This window comes from Actinoplanes sp. NPDC049668 (assembly GCF_044465445.1).
Taxonomy (GTDB): Bacteria; Actinomycetota; Actinomycetes; order Mycobacteriales; family Micromonosporaceae; genus Actinoplanes.
On the sequence record NZ_JBITLR010000004.1, the window covers coordinates 138,953 to 153,279 of the forward strand.

Genomic DNA, 14,327 nt, shown 5'->3' on the forward strand with positions numbered 1-14,327 from the left:
GGTGCTGGGAACGCGCATTCGTGGTCCCGTCCGCAGGTTGGCGCCTCAACGGCGTCATGGAAAGCATTCTTTCCGCGGTTCCGGAAACCTTCGACGGGAAACTTAAGCCAGCCGCAATGGGGTGTCAACGAGCCTTATAGAGACGCTTAATTGCCGGTATGGAGACGCTTAAAAACGCTGGCACAGGCGCGTTTTTTGTCGTCCGCGCGACATCTCGGCGGCGCAGACTGCCTGCGTTAGCAGGCCGGTGCAACAGTATGAGTTCGCAACCAAAGCGGCGAGCCGGACATCTCCCGCCCTATTTTCAATTTCTTATCTATTTGCGACTATCAATTCGATACGCGTCGAGCCGGGTCATTGTTCGGCAAGGTCGGCGACGATGCGGAATCGGCCGTCGCCGCGGTGGCTGGTGAGGCGGCCGGCGGCGGCCTCGACGCGTGCCGTGAGGTTCGTCAGGCCGTGGCCGGCCGGAGCCTCCCGATTCGGCTGGTCGGACACGCCGTCGTTGCTGACGCTCAGGCGGAGCATGCCCGGGGTGGTGCGGGCCGTCTCGATCACGCAGTGCCGGGCGCTGCTGTGCCGCAGGATGTTGGTCACCGCCTCCCGCAGCACGGTGGCCAGCACGGCGTCGAGCTCGGCCGGCAGCGGCCCGTCGGCCAGGTCGGCGCGGACGTCGATGCCGGCCGAGGTCAGCACCGACCGGGCCACCGCGATCTCGGTGCGCAGTGACAGGTGCTGGACGCCGTCGGCGACCAGTCGCGTCTCGTCGCGCGCCGTCGTGCAGATCCGGACCACCTCCTCGATCTCCCCGCGCGCCCGGGCGTCGTCGTGATCGATCAACCGGTCGATCAGGACGATCTTGAGTTCGAGGACCGAGAGGCCCTGACCGAGCAGGTCGTGCACGTCCCGGGCGGTGCGCAGCCGTTCGCGGTGCACCGCCAGCCGGGCCGTCTCGCCGCGCAGGGCGTCCAGCTGGACGGCCAGGTCGGCCAGCCGGGACAGGCCGTACACCATGAGGCCGATCGCCGCCATGATCGCCGCCGAGTAGGTCAGGTACGCGGCCGACGGATTCTCGTAGACCAGGATCGCGCTGAAGCCGGCCAGGACCACGGCGAACGTCGCCCACGCCCATCGGCCGGGAAGCAGCAGCAGGGTCGAGCCGGCGAGGAAACCCAGGAAGATGAGCGCGGGGTAGCCGATGGCCGGGACCAGCGCGTACACCAGCAGGGCCTGAAGGGCGAGCGTCCAGGCCCAGCCGCGCGGGCGGCCGCCGTCCCGGATCGGCCGGGAGTGACGCAGCTGCAGGGCCATGATCGCGAAGCCGTTGGCCACGGCCCCGGCCCGGACGATCGCGGGGGCGTCGAGGAACACGAGATAGGCCAGGTCCAGGGCGAAGAAGGCGCACAGCATGACGACCAGGACGGTCCGGGCGAGCCGCGGCGCCACGGCGGCGTCGCCGCGCCGCGCGGGGGTCTCCACCGGCCGCGGGTCCGCGGTCACCGCCCGAACGTCGGCGAGCACCTGACGAGCCAGGACGCCCGCCTCCGTCATCCGCTCACGGGCCCGCGCCCGGTCGTCCGCCAGGGCACGCAGCGCGGCCTGACCGTGTTCGGTGACCGCGCGGAGGCGCTCGTCGAGCGCGGCCCGCAGCCTGCGGGTCGCCTGGAGCCGCTCCCGCGCGACCGCCAGGCGCGCGAACTCCGCGCGGGCGACGTGCAGCTCCCGCACCACGTCCGAGAGGCGGGCCAGGCCGAAGAACGCCAGCCCGGTGGTCACGAAGGCGACGCAGAGCCAGACCACGGCGTGGACCGCCGGCGCGTACGGCAGGCCGACCACGCCCATCCACAGCACACACTCCACCACGAGGAGCGCGGCGAACAGCAGCCACGATCCGGGCGCCGCGAGCGTGAGCAGCACCAGGCCGCCCAGCAGGCCCGACATGCCGCCGACCCAGTGGTTGCCGAACACGGCGAACGGCACGTAGGTCAGCGCCGCCTGCGCGGCCAGCAGCCAGAACCGGTGGCGGGTCCACACGCCCCGGGTGGCGGGGACGGCATACCCGAACGGCAGCACGAACGACGCCAGCACGAACAGGTAGCCCGGCCCGCCCTCGCTGAGGGCGTACGCCGTCCTCGCGACCAGCAGCAGGCACAGCACCGCGACGACGATCGCGCTGGCCCGCCGGGCAACCCTCATATCCTTCGACGCTAACGCCGCCGGCCGATCACAGCCAGCCCGCGTCGGTGGCGATGCGGATGGCGTCGACCCGGTTGCGCGCGCCGAGCTTCATCTCGGCGGCGGTGAGGTAGTTGCGCACCGTGCCGGTGGACAGCGACAGCCGCCCGGCGATCTCCGCGGGTTCCGCGCCGGTCGCGGCGATCCGCAGCACGTCGGCCTCGCGCGCGGTCAGCGGGCTGGCGGCGGTGTCCAGCGCCGCGAGCGCCACCTGCGGGTCGACCACCCGATCGCCGGCCGCGATCCGCCGGATGGCGTCGATCAGCTCCTGCGGCGGCGCGTGCTTGAGCAGGAAACCGCTGGCGTGCGCGCGCAGCGCGCGGCGCAGGTGTCCGGGGCCGGCCAGGCCGGTCAGCACCAGCGTGCGGCAGCCGGGCAGCCGCTCGTACAGCTCGGCGGCGGCCGTCAGTCCGTCCTGCCCGGGCAGGTCGATGTCGATCACCGCGACGTCGGGCCGGGTGCTCAGCGCGGCGCCGACGACCGCGTCGCCCCGGTCGACGCTCGCCACCACCTCGAGGTCGTCCTCGAGGGCGAGGACGGCGACCAGGGTCTCGCGGAGCATCCGCATGTCCTCCGCGACCATGATCCGGATCATCCCGGCCTCCATGAGATTTTCCCGGGGCCGGCGGCGAATTCCTCATGCCGGACTCGTGATCACGGCACTACCGACGGCCACCCGCCGGTTGCGAGGCTACCTGCCATGACAGCAACGGAAGCGCTCGCCGTCACCGGCGACGCCCGCGCGTACCGCTGGCGGTGGATGGCGCTCGCGGTCATCCTCGCGGGCTCGGCGATGGAGCTGCTCGACGCCACCGTCACCAACATCGCCGGGCCGGCGATGCGCGCCGAGCTCGGCGGCAGCGCCGGCCTGCTGCAGTGGCTGGGCGCCGCCTACCTGCTGGCGATGACCGCGGGCCTGCTCACCAGCGGCCGGCTCGGCGACATCGTCGGGCGCCGCCGGATGTTCCTGATCGGCGCCGGCGGCTTCACGATCGGCTCGCTGCTGGTCGCGACCGCGGGTACGCCGGAGACGGTCGTCGCCGCCCGGGTGGTGCAGGGCCTGTGCGGTGCCGCGATGGTGCCGCAGGGCTTCGGCCTGATCAAGGAGATGTTCCCGCCGCCGGAGTCGCAGACCGCGCTCGCCGCGTTCGGGCCGGTCATGGGCCTGGCCGCGGCCGGCGGCCCGGTGCTGGCCGGATGGCTCGTCGACGCCGACGTCCTCGGCACCGGCTGGCGGATGATCTTCCTGATCAACCTGCCGATCGGGGTGGCCACCGTGGCCGCCGCGCTGCGCTTCCTGCCCGCCTCCCGCGCGCCGCATCCGCTGCGGCTGGACCTGGTCGGCGCCGTGCTGGCCGCGGCCGCCGGCCTGCTGCTGATCTATCCGCTGGTGCAGGGGCGCGAACACGGCTGGCCCGCCTGGGCCTTCGCGATGATGGCCGGCTCCGCCCTGCTCTTCGTCCTCTTCGGATGGTACGAGACGCGCGCCGAGCGGGCCGGCGGCGATCCACTGGTGCTACCCAGCCTGTTCCGCAAGCGGGCGTTCACCGGTGGCCTGCTGGTCGGGGTGCTCCTGTTCGCGTCGATGGCGGGCTTCATGCTGGTGTTCAACGTGTTCCTCCAGGTCGAGGCCGGATACTCGCCGTCGGCGGCCGGGCTCGCCATGCTGCCGTACCCGATCGGCGTGATCGTCGCAATGGGCGCCCTGCCGTCGCTCAGGCGGTTCGGCCGGGCGGTGCTGCACGCCGGCGTGCTGGTCAACGCCCTCGGGATCGCCGGCGTCATCGCCACCGTCGCGGTCGGCGGCTGGCGGCTGATACCGGCGTTGCTGGTCGCCGGAGTCGGCGCCGCCCTGCTGATGGGGCCGTACCTCGACTTCGTGCTGGCCGGCGTCGAGCCGGCCGAGACCGGCTCCGCCTCGGGGACCATCACGGCCGTGCAGCAGCTCGGCGGCGCCCTCGGCCTGGCCCTGGTCGGCACCGTGTTCTTCGACTCCCGGGGCTCACTGACCCCCGCGCTGTGGTTGGCGGCCGGCCTGGTGCTCGCCGCCTTCCCGGCCGGCTTTTTCCTGCCCAGGCACACCGCAGACAAGAGGAGACCATCATGATCCTGGTGACCGCGGCCGGCGCGCCCGTCGGACGCTCCATCGTCGAGCAGCTCGTCGCCGCCGGCATTCCAGTGCGTACCCTCAGCCGCGACCCGGCCAAGGCGGACCTGCCGGCCGGCGTGGAGGTCGTCGCCGGCGACCTCGGCGACCCGGACAGCCTGGACGCCGCGCTGACCGGCGTCGAGGCCGCGTTCCTGCTCGCCGTCGTGCCGGGCGTCGGGCCGGGCTTCGTCGCCGCGGCGCAGCGCGCCGGGGTGAAACGCATCGTGTTCCAGTCCACGGCCGAGATCGACGACGCCGCCGAGCGGCAGCGCGACGAGGTGGCCGCCGCACACCACGAGATCGAACGGATCATCGCGGACGCCGGGCTGCAATGGACCTTCCTCCGGCTGGACGTCGCGTCGTCCGACGCGCTGCAATGGGCCTTCGACGTGCCGGGACAACTGGCCGCCGGCGACGTGGTGCGCGGGCCGTACGCCGAGGCGGCCGGTTCGCCGATCCACACGGCGGACTTCGCCGCGATCGCCGTCGCGGCGCTCACCGGCGAGGAACACGCGGGCCGCAAGTACCACGTGACCGGGCCCCGATCGCTGACCCACCGCGAGCAGATCGAACTGGTCGGCCACGCGCACGGCCGCGAACTGCGCTACGTCGAGCTCGATCCCGCCACGGCCCGGTCCGCGATGAGCCCGTACGCGCCGGCCGACCTGCTCTTCGCGACCTGGGAACGGCACCTGGACCGCCCGGCGCCGGTCACCGACACGATCTCCCGGGTCACCGGCCGCCCGCCGCGCACGGCTGAGGAGTGGGCCGCGGCGTACCCGGTCTGCTAACTTCTACAGCTTGTAGAAGTCCCGGTCGGCGAGTAGGGGTGTCTGCTCTGATGGCGGCCGCGTTGGGCGACATCCTGCTGGTGCTCCTCAGCCGCGAACCACGCAGCGTCCTCGACCTGCGGCACGGCTACGCCGACCTCTTCGGCGACAGCCCGGTGCCGGACCTGATCCGGATAGTCGCTGCGCTCACCCGGCTCGAGCGCGGCGGCTTCGTGCGGACGGTCGCCTGGGACCAGGGATCCAGGAGCGGGGCCCGGCGCGTCGTCGCGCTGACCCCCGCCGGCCTGCGGCGACAGCAGGCCTGGCTGCTGGACCCGCCGCCGGACGCCGACCGGCCGGAGGTCTACGCGCGGGCCATGCTCGCCGTCGCCTACGCCGACCGGGACACATTCGACGGTGCCATCGCCGCCTGCCGCGGGATCGTCGACCGCCAGCGGTCCGCGATCGAGGACCGACCCGCCGTCGCGGGCCCGGTGCCCGGAGCCCGCGCGTCGTTCGAGGTCGCCGCCCTCACCTCGCTCGGCGGCTGGCTGCACCACCTGCGCGACACGCCGCGGTGAGACCGCTCAGCGGCGTTGCGGTGGCAGGGCTCGCCGGGCCATTCGAACGGTGAACGACTTCGGCGGTTGCCAGACACCGCGATCCTCGAACGGCCACGCGTAGGTCAGGGCTCCATCGCGGATGTGGTCCAGCAGGCCCGGCGCCTCGAGTGTGTCGGCCGACCACTCATAGAGCTGCTGCAACCTCGGAGTGATGATCCCGTAGTCGAGGAGCCGGCCGAATCCGAGTTCCTCTCTCAGGTAGAAGCCGACCGTGTCGCGCAGCGGGTACTCGTCCGGGAGCACGCGGGAGAGCTGCAGGAAAATGCCGGTCATGCCCAGCCTCGGGTCACCGAGCAGCGGGGCGAGCGGTCCCAGCCAGCCCAGCGCGATCCGGGGCGCCGCGACCAGGGCGTGGGCGTACAGCACCCGGCAGAGCACGACGTTCATGAAGAAGCGCTCGGCCGCGTTCTCCGCCTCGGCCAGGTCGCGGTGGCCGAGGTAGGCGGCCACCACGCTGCCGTTGTGCGCCTGGTACCAGGTTCGGGCGGTCGGGTTGCCGGCGAAGGACATCCAGAAGTCGACCGTCCGCGAGGAGGCCGGCCCGGTGGGCTCCCCGCTCAGGGCGACCGCCTCACAGCCGTCCCGAAGGATGCGCTCGTTGACCGCCCGCCACCATGGGCTGCCGGGACGCTCGCCTTCGAGCGGGCCCAGCAGACCTCTGCGCAGTTGCCATCGCATGAACGACATCGCCGCCCTGCGGAACGGCAGGTGCCGCGGTGCCTTGCCGAGCGGGCCGTCGTAGCACCGCCGCATCAGGGCGATCCGGCCCGCCGGATCGTCGCGGACCGAGGCTGTCTGCTGCTCGGCCCAGACGGCAGCGGTGCCCCCGGGTCCCACGTCAGGCGGCGGTCTGCCTCGAATTCATACCGACATGATCGCACGCGAGCTAGAAGGAGCCGAAGCTGTCCACGTCGATCAGGGTGAGCACCTCGGCACGCACGGCCGGGCATTGATGGGAGTGTTCGGGATTCGCCGCTTTAGTCCGATTTAAACGGTAAGATGCCACTCGTGTCATCCCTGCTTCGGACAGCCCGCCCCCGTGCTGCATCCCATCCTGGCTGATCTGGGCCGCGTCGAGATCCGGACGCACGATGCCTGCGTCGCGGGTGGCATCCTCGTCGCAGGTCTGGTCTTCGGCGCCCAGGTCCGGCGGCGCGCCCGGCTGGGCCGGCCGGTCGACGACCGGATCTGGGTGGTGGTTGCCGGCGCACTCGTCGGTGGTCTGCTGCTCAGCCGCTTGGGCACCTGGCTTCAGCACCTCGACCTGCGAGACAACGCCACCCTGGCCGAGCAGTGGCTGTACGGCAGCCGAAGCATCCTGTCCGGCCTGGTCGGCGCATACGCCGGCGCGCTGCTGGCCAGGCGGCTGTGCGGTTACCCGGGCCGTACCGGTGACCTGTTCGCCCCGGCGGTCGCGATCGGCATGGCGGTCGGCCGAGTCGGTTGTCTGCTGTCGGAGCGACCGGGCACCCCGACGGCCCTGCCGTGGGGCGTGAGGTTGAGCCCGGAGGAGGCGGCGCAGGTGCCCGGCGGACCGGCCGGTGTCCCGCTGCACCCGTCGTTCCTCTACGAGATCGCGTTTCACCTGGTCGCGTTCGTGGTCCTGCTGTTGCTGCGCGACCGGACGGCCAGGACCGACGAGGGCGGGCTGTTGACGCTCTACCTCATCGGGTACGCCGTCTTCCGCTTCGCGGTCGAGTTCGTGCGCGGCAATGAAGTGGTGACGGCCGGCTTGACGCGCCCCCAGTTGTTCCTGCTCGCGTGCGCGCCGCTCGCGGGGTGGCACGCCGTGCGCCGCCACCGGGCGCGCGCCGCGGCTCATCGGACGGAGATCAGAGCGTGACCGCCTGGCAGCAGAACAATCCGGTGCCGCCACCGCAACGGCGCCCGATCGAGTCCCGCCGGGTCGCGATCGGGTTCGCGATCGCGATGGGCGTCCAGCTGTTGACCCTCGTGCCGATCCTGCTCGGGTTGACCACCCCGGACGGGCTGATCTTCGGCGGGCTCGGCTACCTCGCCCTTCAGGCCCTGCTCGTCCCCGCCCTGCTGGTCACCGGCATCGTGCTGACCGTCCGGCAGGACGGCGGCCGCGGCGTGGGTCTGATGATCGGGTGGGCGATCGGCGGACTCGTGTCGTTCGGCGGGTGTCTCGCCCTGCTGAACGCGGGAGGAGGGCAATGACGACGGGGATGGGCCTTCGAGGCGACAGAATCCGCCGGTACGTCAACGCGTTCTGCCCGCGGTGTCACGACGAGCAACCGAACCTTCCTCTGGAACGGGTCGAGCGGCTGTCCGGCTGGCTCGCCGAGCGCGACGATCGGGTCTGGCTGGAGCGGGGCTGCCGCACCCACGGTCTGGTGCGGACGCTGTACGACGAGTCGCCGGAGATCCTCACCTATCTCGAGCGGTGGACCGCGCCGACGAAGGCACACCAGCCCGACACGAAGGGGAACTTCGAGCCGGTGCCGGCCGGCTACCTCCGCGGCCTGCCGGAGATGCAGACCCAGCACACCTGCATCCTGCTCGCCGACCTCACCGACCACTGCAACCTGCGCTGCCCCACCTGCTTCACCGACTCGTCACCGGCGCTCGCCGGTGTGGTCCCGCCGGCGGACGTGCTCGCCGGCATCGACGTCCGGCTGTCCCGCGAGAACGGCCGCATCGACGTCCTGATGCTCTCCGGCGGCGAGCCGACGCTCCACCCGCACTTCGCCGAGCTGCTCCGCGAGGTGGTGGCACGCAACATCGTCCGCGTACTGGTCAACACGAACGGGGTCACGATCGCCCGCGACGACGGGCTGCTCGACCTTCTCGCCCAGCACCGCGATCGGGTCGAGGTCTACCTGCAGTACGACGGGCCGTCGGCGGCGACGAGCCGGCACCATCGCGGTGCGGACCTGAGCCGGCTCAAGGAACGGGCGATCGACCGGCTCAGCGAGCGCGGGATCTTCACGACGCTCACCATGACCGCCGCCCTCGGCGTCAACGACGACGAGATCGGTGCGGTGCTGAAACGGGCGCTGGACACGGCGTACGTCGGCGGAATATGCATTCAGCCGCAGTTCGGCTCCGGTCGGTCCCGGCCGATCGATCCGAACGAGCGGCTCACCCACACGGGCGTGCTGGCCCGGCTCGGTCCACAGACCGGCGGGGTCGTCACCTGGCCGGACCTCACCGCGCTGCCCTGCTCGCACCCGCACTGTTGCTCGGTCGGCTACCTGCTGCGCGATGACGCGGGTGAGTGGCGTTCACTCACCGCGCTCATCGGGCACGATCGCCTGCGGGAGTTTCTCGACCTGGAGCCCGACGCGGTGGCCAACCGGTTCGCAGACACGCGGCTTCCGGTGACGCTGCGCGCGGTGGTCAAGGATTCGTTGCTCGGCCTGCTCTCCGAGCAGTCCTCGTTGTCACATCCCAACGTCGGTGATCTGTGGCGGGACATCTGCGAGAACTGCGATCTCGGCATGTCCACGCTGACCACGCTCGCCTCGTCGGCGCTGCCCGGGGGCAGGGCGCGGCTGCGCAAACTGCTCGGCGAGCGGGTCAAGCGGGTCACCGTCAAACCGTTCATGGACATGCATACGATGATCGAGGAGCGACTGACCCAGTGCTGCGTGCACGTCGCCACCCGCGATCAGGGCCGGCACCAGTGCGCGCCGTTTTGCGCCGTCCAGGCCTGGCCGGCGCTGTCCGCCCAGCGCCTTCCCGGTACCCGGTCGTGAGCGGGCCGGGCGAGCCGTACGACCCGCTGCGACTGTGCGTATACGCCACTGTGGCACTGGTCGCGTGGGTCGCCGGCCCCTTGGCGGTCATGGCCTTCGCCGCGCTCGGGTTCGCCGGTTACTGGCGGGCACGCCGCGCCGGGCTGACCCGGTCCCGATGCGTGCTGCGCGACACCCGGCTGGTCCTGGGCTATCTCGGAGCACTCGCCTTGGCCGGCACGGCCGGCGTCGCCTGGCACGTAGTGACGTGGTGACCCGACATCGACAGCGCCGGCATCTCCGCCGGTGCCCGTCATCGTCGCCCGGTGAACCACGCTCCCGCGGCGGCTAGAACGAGGCGAAGCTGTCCACGTCGATCAGGGTGAGCACGTCCGTGCGCACAGCCGGACATTCCGCCTTGGTCGCCGCGTCCAGGACGGCGCCGTTCTCCGGCTTGCCGTGGGACTCGAAGAAGGTGGCCAGCTTGCCGGCCAGGTTGGCGTGCCGCCCGACCGGGCTGCCGACCTCCCTCAGCGCCGGGATCTCGCCCTTCAGGTACGCGCAGACGTCCTTCGCCGAGTAGGAGCCGCCCGCCGCCGCGGGTGGCCTGTCGTCCGCCGGGACGGCGGTATCGGTGCCGCCGCATCCAGCCGCGGCCAACAGCACCGCGACCGACAGGGTGTACAAAAACGGTCTGTTCATCATGCCTCGTTCTCGTCATATGCCGCTCCGGCCGAGCGGGCGGTGATCAACCAGAGCCCGGTCGGCAGTCGGTATCCGGTGCCGGCCGTGCGGAATCGTTCGAGCAGGCGTGCCGCCCCGGCCCGGGCGCGCCCCCGGTTGGCGGGCTCGGCCTCCCGGTAGGCCGCACCGGCGGGGCCGATCTCGATGAGCCATTCGGTGACCGCTTCCGGATCGTCCGGCGCGTCCAGCGCGACGTCGTACGGATGGACGCCGATGTCGGCGAAGCCGGCGGCGGTGAGCAGGCGGGTCACCCGGGTCGCGTCGGCGAACGCGAAGGGCCCCGGCTCGTCGCCGGTCGGCAGCGGCGGCAACGGTCCCAGGTGCGCCGCCGCACCGAGCATCGCCACGGGCAGCCAGGGGTTCACCCGGCCGTCGCGGAACACCGTCGCGGCCAGCCGGGCGCCGGCTCGCATCGACCGCCGGACCGTGGTCAGGCCGGCGACCGGATCGGCGAGCAGCATCAACGTCATCCGGGAGTAGACGGCGTCGAACGGCGCCCCGGGCACGGCGTCGAGCGTCTCGACGTCGCCGGTGACGAACCGCGGTCCCGCGCCGTCCGGCCCGGTGAACCGGTCCCGCGCCGCCGCCACCATCGCCTCGGCGAGGTCGAGACCGACCGCGCCGCCCGACGGGCCGACGGCCCGCGCGATCTCGGCGGTCGTGCCGCCACACCCGCAGCCGACGTCCAGCACCCGCTCACCGGGTCGGGGCCGCAGCCAGTCGAGTGCCACGGCGCCCAGCGGGCGGCCGATCTCGTCGTGCCGGTCGGCCTGATCGATCCACCCCCGCGCCATCCGGGCCCAGAGGTCGGCGTTGCGGGCCCGGAGCGTGGCGGTGTCGGCCATCAGAACGGCATCTCGGCGCCGTCGACGGTGGCCGACCGGAAGCAGGCGGCCTTGGCCGGATCGAAGCCCTCCTCCTGGGCGGCCAGCCCCGCGGCCCGGACCAGGCGCTCCGACTGGAACCTGCGGAACGCGGCCTCGTCGACCCAGACGTTGATGATCCGCCAGCCCTCGTCGGACGGGCCTGCCACGTGGGCCAGCAGGCCCGGCGGCCGGTCCGGGCCGAGGTGCTTCTCCACCTGCCGGTATTCCTGCTCGCTGACTCCAGGCATGTCTTGCACGACGCCGTACGGCATAAGCCGGCCCCCGTTGTTTAGTCGTTAGAGTGAAGCTCTATCGAATAGTGGACTACGCTGCACCCGTGGCTGTCAACCGGCGTTACGTCTCGCCCCGGCGTCAGGAACAGGCCCGACAGACCCGCCGAGCGATCCTCGACGCGGCCGCCGAACTCTTCGTGGACCCGGGCTACGCCGCCACACCGCTGACCGCCGTCGCCGCGCGGGCCGGCGTCGCCGTGCAGACCGTGTACGCGGTGTTCGGCAACAAACGCCAGCTGCTCTCCGATCTCGTCGACGTCACCCTGGCCGGCGACGACGAGCGGGTGGCGATGGCGGACCGGTCTTTCGTGGCCGACATCCGCGAGCTGACCGGACTGCGGGCGAAGCTCACCCGGTTCGCCCGCCACCTCGCCGAGACCCACGCCCGGCAGGTGCACGTGATGCTGGCGCTGGCCGGTGCGGCGACCGCCGACGCCGACGCCGCGGCGATCTGGCGCAAGAACCTCGAGGACCGGCGCCGCGGCATGATGATGTTCGCCGCCGACCTCGCGGCCACCGGCGAGGTGCTGGTGAGCCAGGACCGGGCCGCCGACGTGCTGTGGCTCGCGCAGGACGTCCGCAACTACGACTGGCTGGTCCGCGAGCGCGGGTGGCCGGTCGAGCGATTCGAGCGGTGGTTCGTGGACGGCGTCGCCGCCGTGCTCGGCGCGCCGGACTGACCACGCGGACCGATACCCGAAGGATCACCCCGTGCGGATGATGCCGGTGCGGCGAGGAGGGTCGAAGCTGGCCACATGATCGGTGCTTTGTTGCTCGGCTTCGTCGCCGGCGTCATCGCGAGAGTGCTCATGCCCGGCGACGTCTTCCGCAAGATGAGCGGGCCGGCGTCGTGGCTGGTCTCGGTGGGGCTCGGCCTGGCCGGCGCGATGCTCGGGTACGTCATCTTCACCCTCGGGATGGGCATCGGCGACGATGACATCTTCGACTGGGGCGGGATCCTGAGCGCGATCATCGGCACGTTGATCGTGATCCCGATCGCCGGCTGGCTGCTGCGCCGATCGGGCAGGGCCCCCGACACCCGGTAGGCGGCTCGTACGATCCTGGCCATGCCTGATCTTTCCGCGCCTCCGACGGTTGACGAACTCGAATCCTGGGCCGGACGCGGGCGCGTCGTGCGCGCGAACGCGACAGACGTGGCGGCATGGCGGCTACCGCGGTCGGCGAAGGCCGCGCTGATCTCCACCGGCGTGCCGCTGCTGGACGACCTCGTCCACAGAGTCGAATTCCGCGCCGCGCCGACGATGTACAGGCTGGCGTTCGAATCCGACGACGAGTGGGAGTACGGCGCCGTGCCGGAGACCGGCGAGGTTCGCCTGTGGCCGGCGGGTGGCCGGGGAGACAGCTCCTTCGTGAACTCCTCGATCAGTCGGTGGCTGTGCTCGCTGCACCTGGTCGGCCGCTGCTTCGCCGAGTCGACGGTCCTTGACTGCTGGGACGAGAGCGCCGAGGCGGAGGAGCAGGCGTTCGCCGAACTCGCCGACCTCCTCCGCCGGATCGAGGCCATCGATCCGGCCGCCATCGGGGACGGCGATCACGAGCGGCAGTACTGGCCCGGCGTGCTCGACCGCTGGCTCTATTGAGGTTCCGGGGTCGGGTACCGTGCGGCCGTGGGATGTCGAGGGATGTTCTTTGGGCTCACCGCCGAACAGGAAGCCGCGCTGATGGCGACCCGCGACGACGCCGAGGTTCGGGCGTTCGTCGAGGAGGTCGAGATGGGTGACTGGGACGGTGAGCCGCTGGACTGCGAGACCGACAAGGCCTGGGACGCCATGCACCGGTGCCTGAGCGACGGGACCCTGGGCAGCGGCCGGCGCCTGTCCCCGCTCGACCTGGCCGTGCTCGGCGGCGGCCACCACTACGAGGGCGACGACTACGTCGTGAGTCACGTGCTGGTCGACGAGGTGGCCCAGGTCGCCGCCGGCCTCCAGGCCGTCGACGAGACCTGGATGCGGCAGCGGTACGACCGCATCGACCCGGTGAGCTACCAGGGCGTGCTCGGCGACGAGGACTTCGAGTACACCTGGTACTGGTTCACGCGGGTGCGCGACTTCTACGGCCGGGCGGCGGCCGCCGGGCGGGCCGTCATCTTCACCGTCGATCAGTAGACGGTGTAGCCGCCGTCGATGACCAGGACGGAGCCGGTGACGAAGGCCGCCGCGCTGGAGCAGAGGTACACCACGGTGGGTGCGATCTCCTCGGGCATGGCGTAGCGCTGCTGCGGGGCGTCCTCGATCCACATTCTGCGCAGTTCGGGCCGGTCGACCGGGGCCATCTCCGTCTTGACGTAGCCAGGCGCGACGGCGTTGACCCGGATGTTGTCCGGCGCCCATTCCGCGGCGAGCGACTTGGTGAGCTGGTGTACGGCGGCCTTGGAGGCGTTGTAGGGCGCCTGCGCCTGCGGCCGGTTGACGATGAGCCCCGAGATGGAGCCGATGTTGACTATGCAGCCGCCGCCGGCGGCGCGCAGGTGGCGGCCGGCGGCGAGGCTGACCTTCCAGACCGCGCGGACGTTGAGGTCGAAGACCTGCTGCCACTGCTCGTCGGTGGCGTCCCAGGCCGGGTTGTGTATGCAGGCGCCGGCGTTGTTGACGACCGTGTCGAGTCCGCCGAGGGCCTCGACGGCCTCGTCGACGCCGCGCTGCACGTCGTCGTCGCGGGTCAGGTCGGCGCTGATGGCGTGCGCGTCGACGCCGGCCTCCGCGAGTCGTTCGACGGCCGCCCGGTTGGCGTCCGCGTCGCGGCCGATGAACGCGACCGCGGCGCCGGCGTCGGCCAGGGCCCGGGTGAAGGCGTACCCGAGGCCGCGGTTGCCGCCGGTGATCAGCGCCTTGCGGCCCTGCAGGGAGAACGCGGCCAGCCCGCGCGGGTAGTCGCTCACGTCGTCCAGGATCGCCGCGATCGCCCGCGGCGTCCAGACGGCGGCGG

General features: G+C 71.9%; 18 protein-coding genes. 11 read left to right on the forward strand and 7 right to left on the reverse strand.

The window, feature by feature from the left end; all coding sequences use genetic code 11:
• Window positions 1-354: 354 nt before the first annotated feature.
• Window positions 355-2,196, reverse strand: a complete 1,842-nt coding sequence (locus tag ACIBSW_RS18010; protein WP_354726005.1) for a histidine kinase — start codon at window positions 2,194-2,196, stop codon at window positions 355-357.
• A gap of 28 nt (window positions 2,197-2,224) precedes the next feature.
• On the reverse strand, window positions 2,225-2,830 hold the full coding sequence (locus tag ACIBSW_RS18015) for a response regulator transcription factor (RefSeq protein WP_354726007.1): 606 nt from the start codon (window positions 2,828-2,830) through the stop codon (window positions 2,225-2,227).
• A 105-nt stretch (window positions 2,831-2,935) separates the two neighbouring features.
• Between ACIBSW_RS18015 and ACIBSW_RS18020 the strand changes: the two genes are divergently transcribed.
• Genes ACIBSW_RS18020 through ACIBSW_RS18030 form a run of 3 tightly spaced genes read left to right on the forward strand, consistent with a single transcriptional unit; the run spans window position 2,936 to window position 5,735 of the window.
• Window positions 2,936-4,342, forward strand: a complete 1,407-nt coding sequence (locus tag ACIBSW_RS18020; protein WP_354726009.1) for an MFS transporter — start codon at window positions 2,936-2,938, stop codon at window positions 4,340-4,342.
• Complete coding sequence (locus ACIBSW_RS18025; protein ID WP_354726011.1) at window positions 4,339-5,175, forward strand: NAD(P)H-binding protein; 837 nt, start codon at window positions 4,339-4,341, stop codon at window positions 5,173-5,175. The genes ACIBSW_RS18020 and ACIBSW_RS18025 overlap by 4 nt, the downstream gene beginning before the upstream one ends.
• Window positions 5,176-5,225: 50 nt before the next feature.
• Window positions 5,226-5,735: a PadR family transcriptional regulator gene (locus ACIBSW_RS18030; RefSeq protein ID WP_354726013.1), complete on the forward strand. Its 510-nt coding sequence runs from the start codon at window positions 5,226-5,228 to the stop codon at window positions 5,733-5,735.
• Window positions 5,736-5,741: 6 nt separating this feature from the next.
• Here the strand turns inward: ACIBSW_RS18030 and ACIBSW_RS18035 are convergent, their stop codons facing one another.
• Window positions 5,742-6,614 (reverse strand): hypothetical protein, encoded by an 873-nt coding sequence (locus ACIBSW_RS18035; protein WP_354726015.1) that lies wholly within the window; start codon window positions 6,612-6,614, stop codon window positions 5,742-5,744.
• Between the two features lie 202 nt (window positions 6,615-6,816).
• Between ACIBSW_RS18035 and ACIBSW_RS18040 the strand changes: the two genes are divergently transcribed.
• From ACIBSW_RS18040 to ACIBSW_RS18055, 4 genes are read left to right on the forward strand one after another with little or no spacing between them, the layout of a single operon-like run.
• Window positions 6,817-7,620, forward strand: coding sequence for a prolipoprotein diacylglyceryl transferase family protein (locus tag ACIBSW_RS18040; RefSeq protein WP_354726017.1), 804 nt, complete (start codon window positions 6,817-6,819; stop codon window positions 7,618-7,620).
• Window positions 7,617-7,958 carry a hypothetical protein gene (locus tag ACIBSW_RS18045; RefSeq protein WP_354726019.1) on the forward strand — a complete coding sequence of 114 codons (342 nt, stop codon included), beginning with the start codon at window positions 7,617-7,619 and terminating at the stop codon, window positions 7,956-7,958. The genes ACIBSW_RS18040 and ACIBSW_RS18045 overlap by 4 nt, the downstream gene beginning before the upstream one ends.
• Window positions 7,955-9,499: a radical SAM protein gene (locus tag ACIBSW_RS18050; RefSeq protein ID WP_354726021.1), complete on the forward strand. Its 1,545-nt coding sequence runs from the start codon at window positions 7,955-7,957 to the stop codon at window positions 9,497-9,499. Before ACIBSW_RS18045 ends, ACIBSW_RS18050 begins: the two co-directional genes overlap by 4 nt.
• Complete coding sequence (locus ACIBSW_RS18055; RefSeq protein ID WP_354726023.1) at window positions 9,496-9,753, forward strand: hypothetical protein; 258 nt, start codon at window positions 9,496-9,498, stop codon at window positions 9,751-9,753. Before ACIBSW_RS18050 ends, ACIBSW_RS18055 begins: the two co-directional genes overlap by 4 nt.
• A gap of 73 nt (window positions 9,754-9,826) precedes the next feature.
• Here the strand turns inward: ACIBSW_RS18055 and ACIBSW_RS18060 are convergent, their stop codons facing one another.
• From ACIBSW_RS18060 to ACIBSW_RS18070, 3 genes are read right to left on the reverse strand one after another with little or no spacing between them, the layout of a single operon-like run.
• On the reverse strand, window positions 9,827-10,180 hold the full coding sequence (locus ACIBSW_RS18060; protein ID WP_354726025.1) for a hypothetical protein: 354 nt from the start codon (window positions 10,178-10,180) through the stop codon (window positions 9,827-9,829).
• Window positions 10,180-11,067, reverse strand: coding sequence for a methyltransferase domain-containing protein (locus tag ACIBSW_RS18065; protein ID WP_354726027.1), 888 nt, complete (start codon window positions 11,065-11,067; stop codon window positions 10,180-10,182). The genes ACIBSW_RS18060 and ACIBSW_RS18065 overlap by 1 nt, the downstream gene beginning before the upstream one ends.
• A complete protein-coding gene (locus tag ACIBSW_RS18070; RefSeq protein WP_354726029.1) occupies window positions 11,067-11,336 on the reverse strand; it encodes a hypothetical protein in 270 nt (89 codons plus the stop codon). Before ACIBSW_RS18070 ends, ACIBSW_RS18065 begins: the two co-directional genes overlap by 1 nt.
• A gap of 89 nt (window positions 11,337-11,425) precedes the next feature.
• On the opposite strand from ACIBSW_RS18070, the gene ACIBSW_RS18075 reads away from it, so the two are divergent.
• The 4 genes from ACIBSW_RS18075 (at window position 11,426) to ACIBSW_RS18090 (ending at window position 13,507) form a co-directional block, all read left to right on the forward strand.
• Window positions 11,426-12,061, forward strand: coding sequence for a TetR/AcrR family transcriptional regulator (locus ACIBSW_RS18075; protein ID WP_354726031.1), 636 nt, complete (start codon window positions 11,426-11,428; stop codon window positions 12,059-12,061).
• Window positions 12,062-12,136: 75 nt separating this feature from the next.
• On the forward strand, window positions 12,137-12,427 hold the full coding sequence (locus ACIBSW_RS18080; RefSeq protein WP_354726033.1) for a GlsB/YeaQ/YmgE family stress response membrane protein: 291 nt from the start codon (window positions 12,137-12,139) through the stop codon (window positions 12,425-12,427).
• Window positions 12,428-12,448: 21 nt separating this feature from the next.
• On the forward strand, window positions 12,449-12,982 hold the full coding sequence (locus ACIBSW_RS18085; protein ID WP_354726035.1) for an SUKH-4 family immunity protein: 534 nt from the start codon (window positions 12,449-12,451) through the stop codon (window positions 12,980-12,982).
• A gap of 42 nt (window positions 12,983-13,024) precedes the next feature.
• Window positions 13,025-13,507, forward strand: coding sequence for a DUF1877 family protein (locus ACIBSW_RS18090; protein ID WP_354726036.1), 483 nt, complete (start codon window positions 13,025-13,027; stop codon window positions 13,505-13,507).
• Here the strand turns inward: ACIBSW_RS18090 and ACIBSW_RS18095 are convergent.
• A complete protein-coding gene (locus ACIBSW_RS18095; protein ID WP_354726038.1) occupies window positions 13,501-14,280 on the reverse strand; it encodes a glucose 1-dehydrogenase in 780 nt (259 codons plus the stop codon). The genes ACIBSW_RS18090 and ACIBSW_RS18095 overlap by 7 nt on opposite strands.
• Window positions 14,281-14,327 lie beyond the last annotated feature (47 nt).

What these genes read in the sequence shown, in the direction of transcription:
- ACIBSW_RS18085 (WP_354726035.1), top strand. Translation starts at nt 12,449, where the DNA reads ATGCCTGATCTTTCCGCGCCTCCGACGGTTGACGAACTCGAATCCTGG.
- ACIBSW_RS18050 (WP_354726021.1), top strand. Translation starts at nt 7,955, where the DNA reads ATGACGACGGGGATGGGCCTTCGAGGCGACAGAATCCGCCGGTACGTC.
- ACIBSW_RS18060 (WP_354726025.1), bottom strand. Translation starts at nt 10,180, where the DNA reads ATGAACAGACCGTTTTTGTACACCCTGTCGGTCGCGGTGCTGTTGGCC.
- ACIBSW_RS18020 (WP_354726009.1), top strand. Translation starts at nt 2,936, where the DNA reads ATGACAGCAACGGAAGCGCTCGCCGTCACCGGCGACGCCCGCGCGTAC.
- ACIBSW_RS18070 (WP_354726029.1), bottom strand. Translation starts at nt 11,336, where the DNA reads ATGCCTGGAGTCAGCGAGCAGGAATACCGGCAGGTGGAGAAGCACCTC.
- ACIBSW_RS18025 (WP_354726011.1), top strand. Translation starts at nt 4,339, where the DNA reads ATGATCCTGGTGACCGCGGCCGGCGCGCCCGTCGGACGCTCCATCGTC.
- ACIBSW_RS18015 (WP_354726007.1), bottom strand. Translation starts at nt 2,830, where the DNA reads ATGATCCGGATCATGGTCGCGGAGGACATGCGGATGCTCCGCGAGACC.
- ACIBSW_RS18080 (WP_354726033.1), top strand. Translation starts at nt 12,137, where the DNA reads ATGATCGGTGCTTTGTTGCTCGGCTTCGTCGCCGGCGTCATCGCGAGA.
- ACIBSW_RS18010 (WP_354726005.1), bottom strand. Translation starts at nt 2,196, where the DNA reads ATGAGGGTTGCCCGGCGGGCCAGCGCGATCGTCGTCGCGGTGCTGTGC.
- ACIBSW_RS18030 (WP_354726013.1), top strand. Translation starts at nt 5,226, where the DNA reads ATGGCGGCCGCGTTGGGCGACATCCTGCTGGTGCTCCTCAGCCGCGAA.
- ACIBSW_RS18090 (WP_354726036.1), top strand. Translation starts at nt 13,025, where the DNA reads ATGTTCTTTGGGCTCACCGCCGAACAGGAAGCCGCGCTGATGGCGACC.
- ACIBSW_RS18065 (WP_354726027.1), bottom strand. Translation starts at nt 11,067, where the DNA reads ATGGCCGACACCGCCACGCTCCGGGCCCGCAACGCCGACCTCTGGGCC.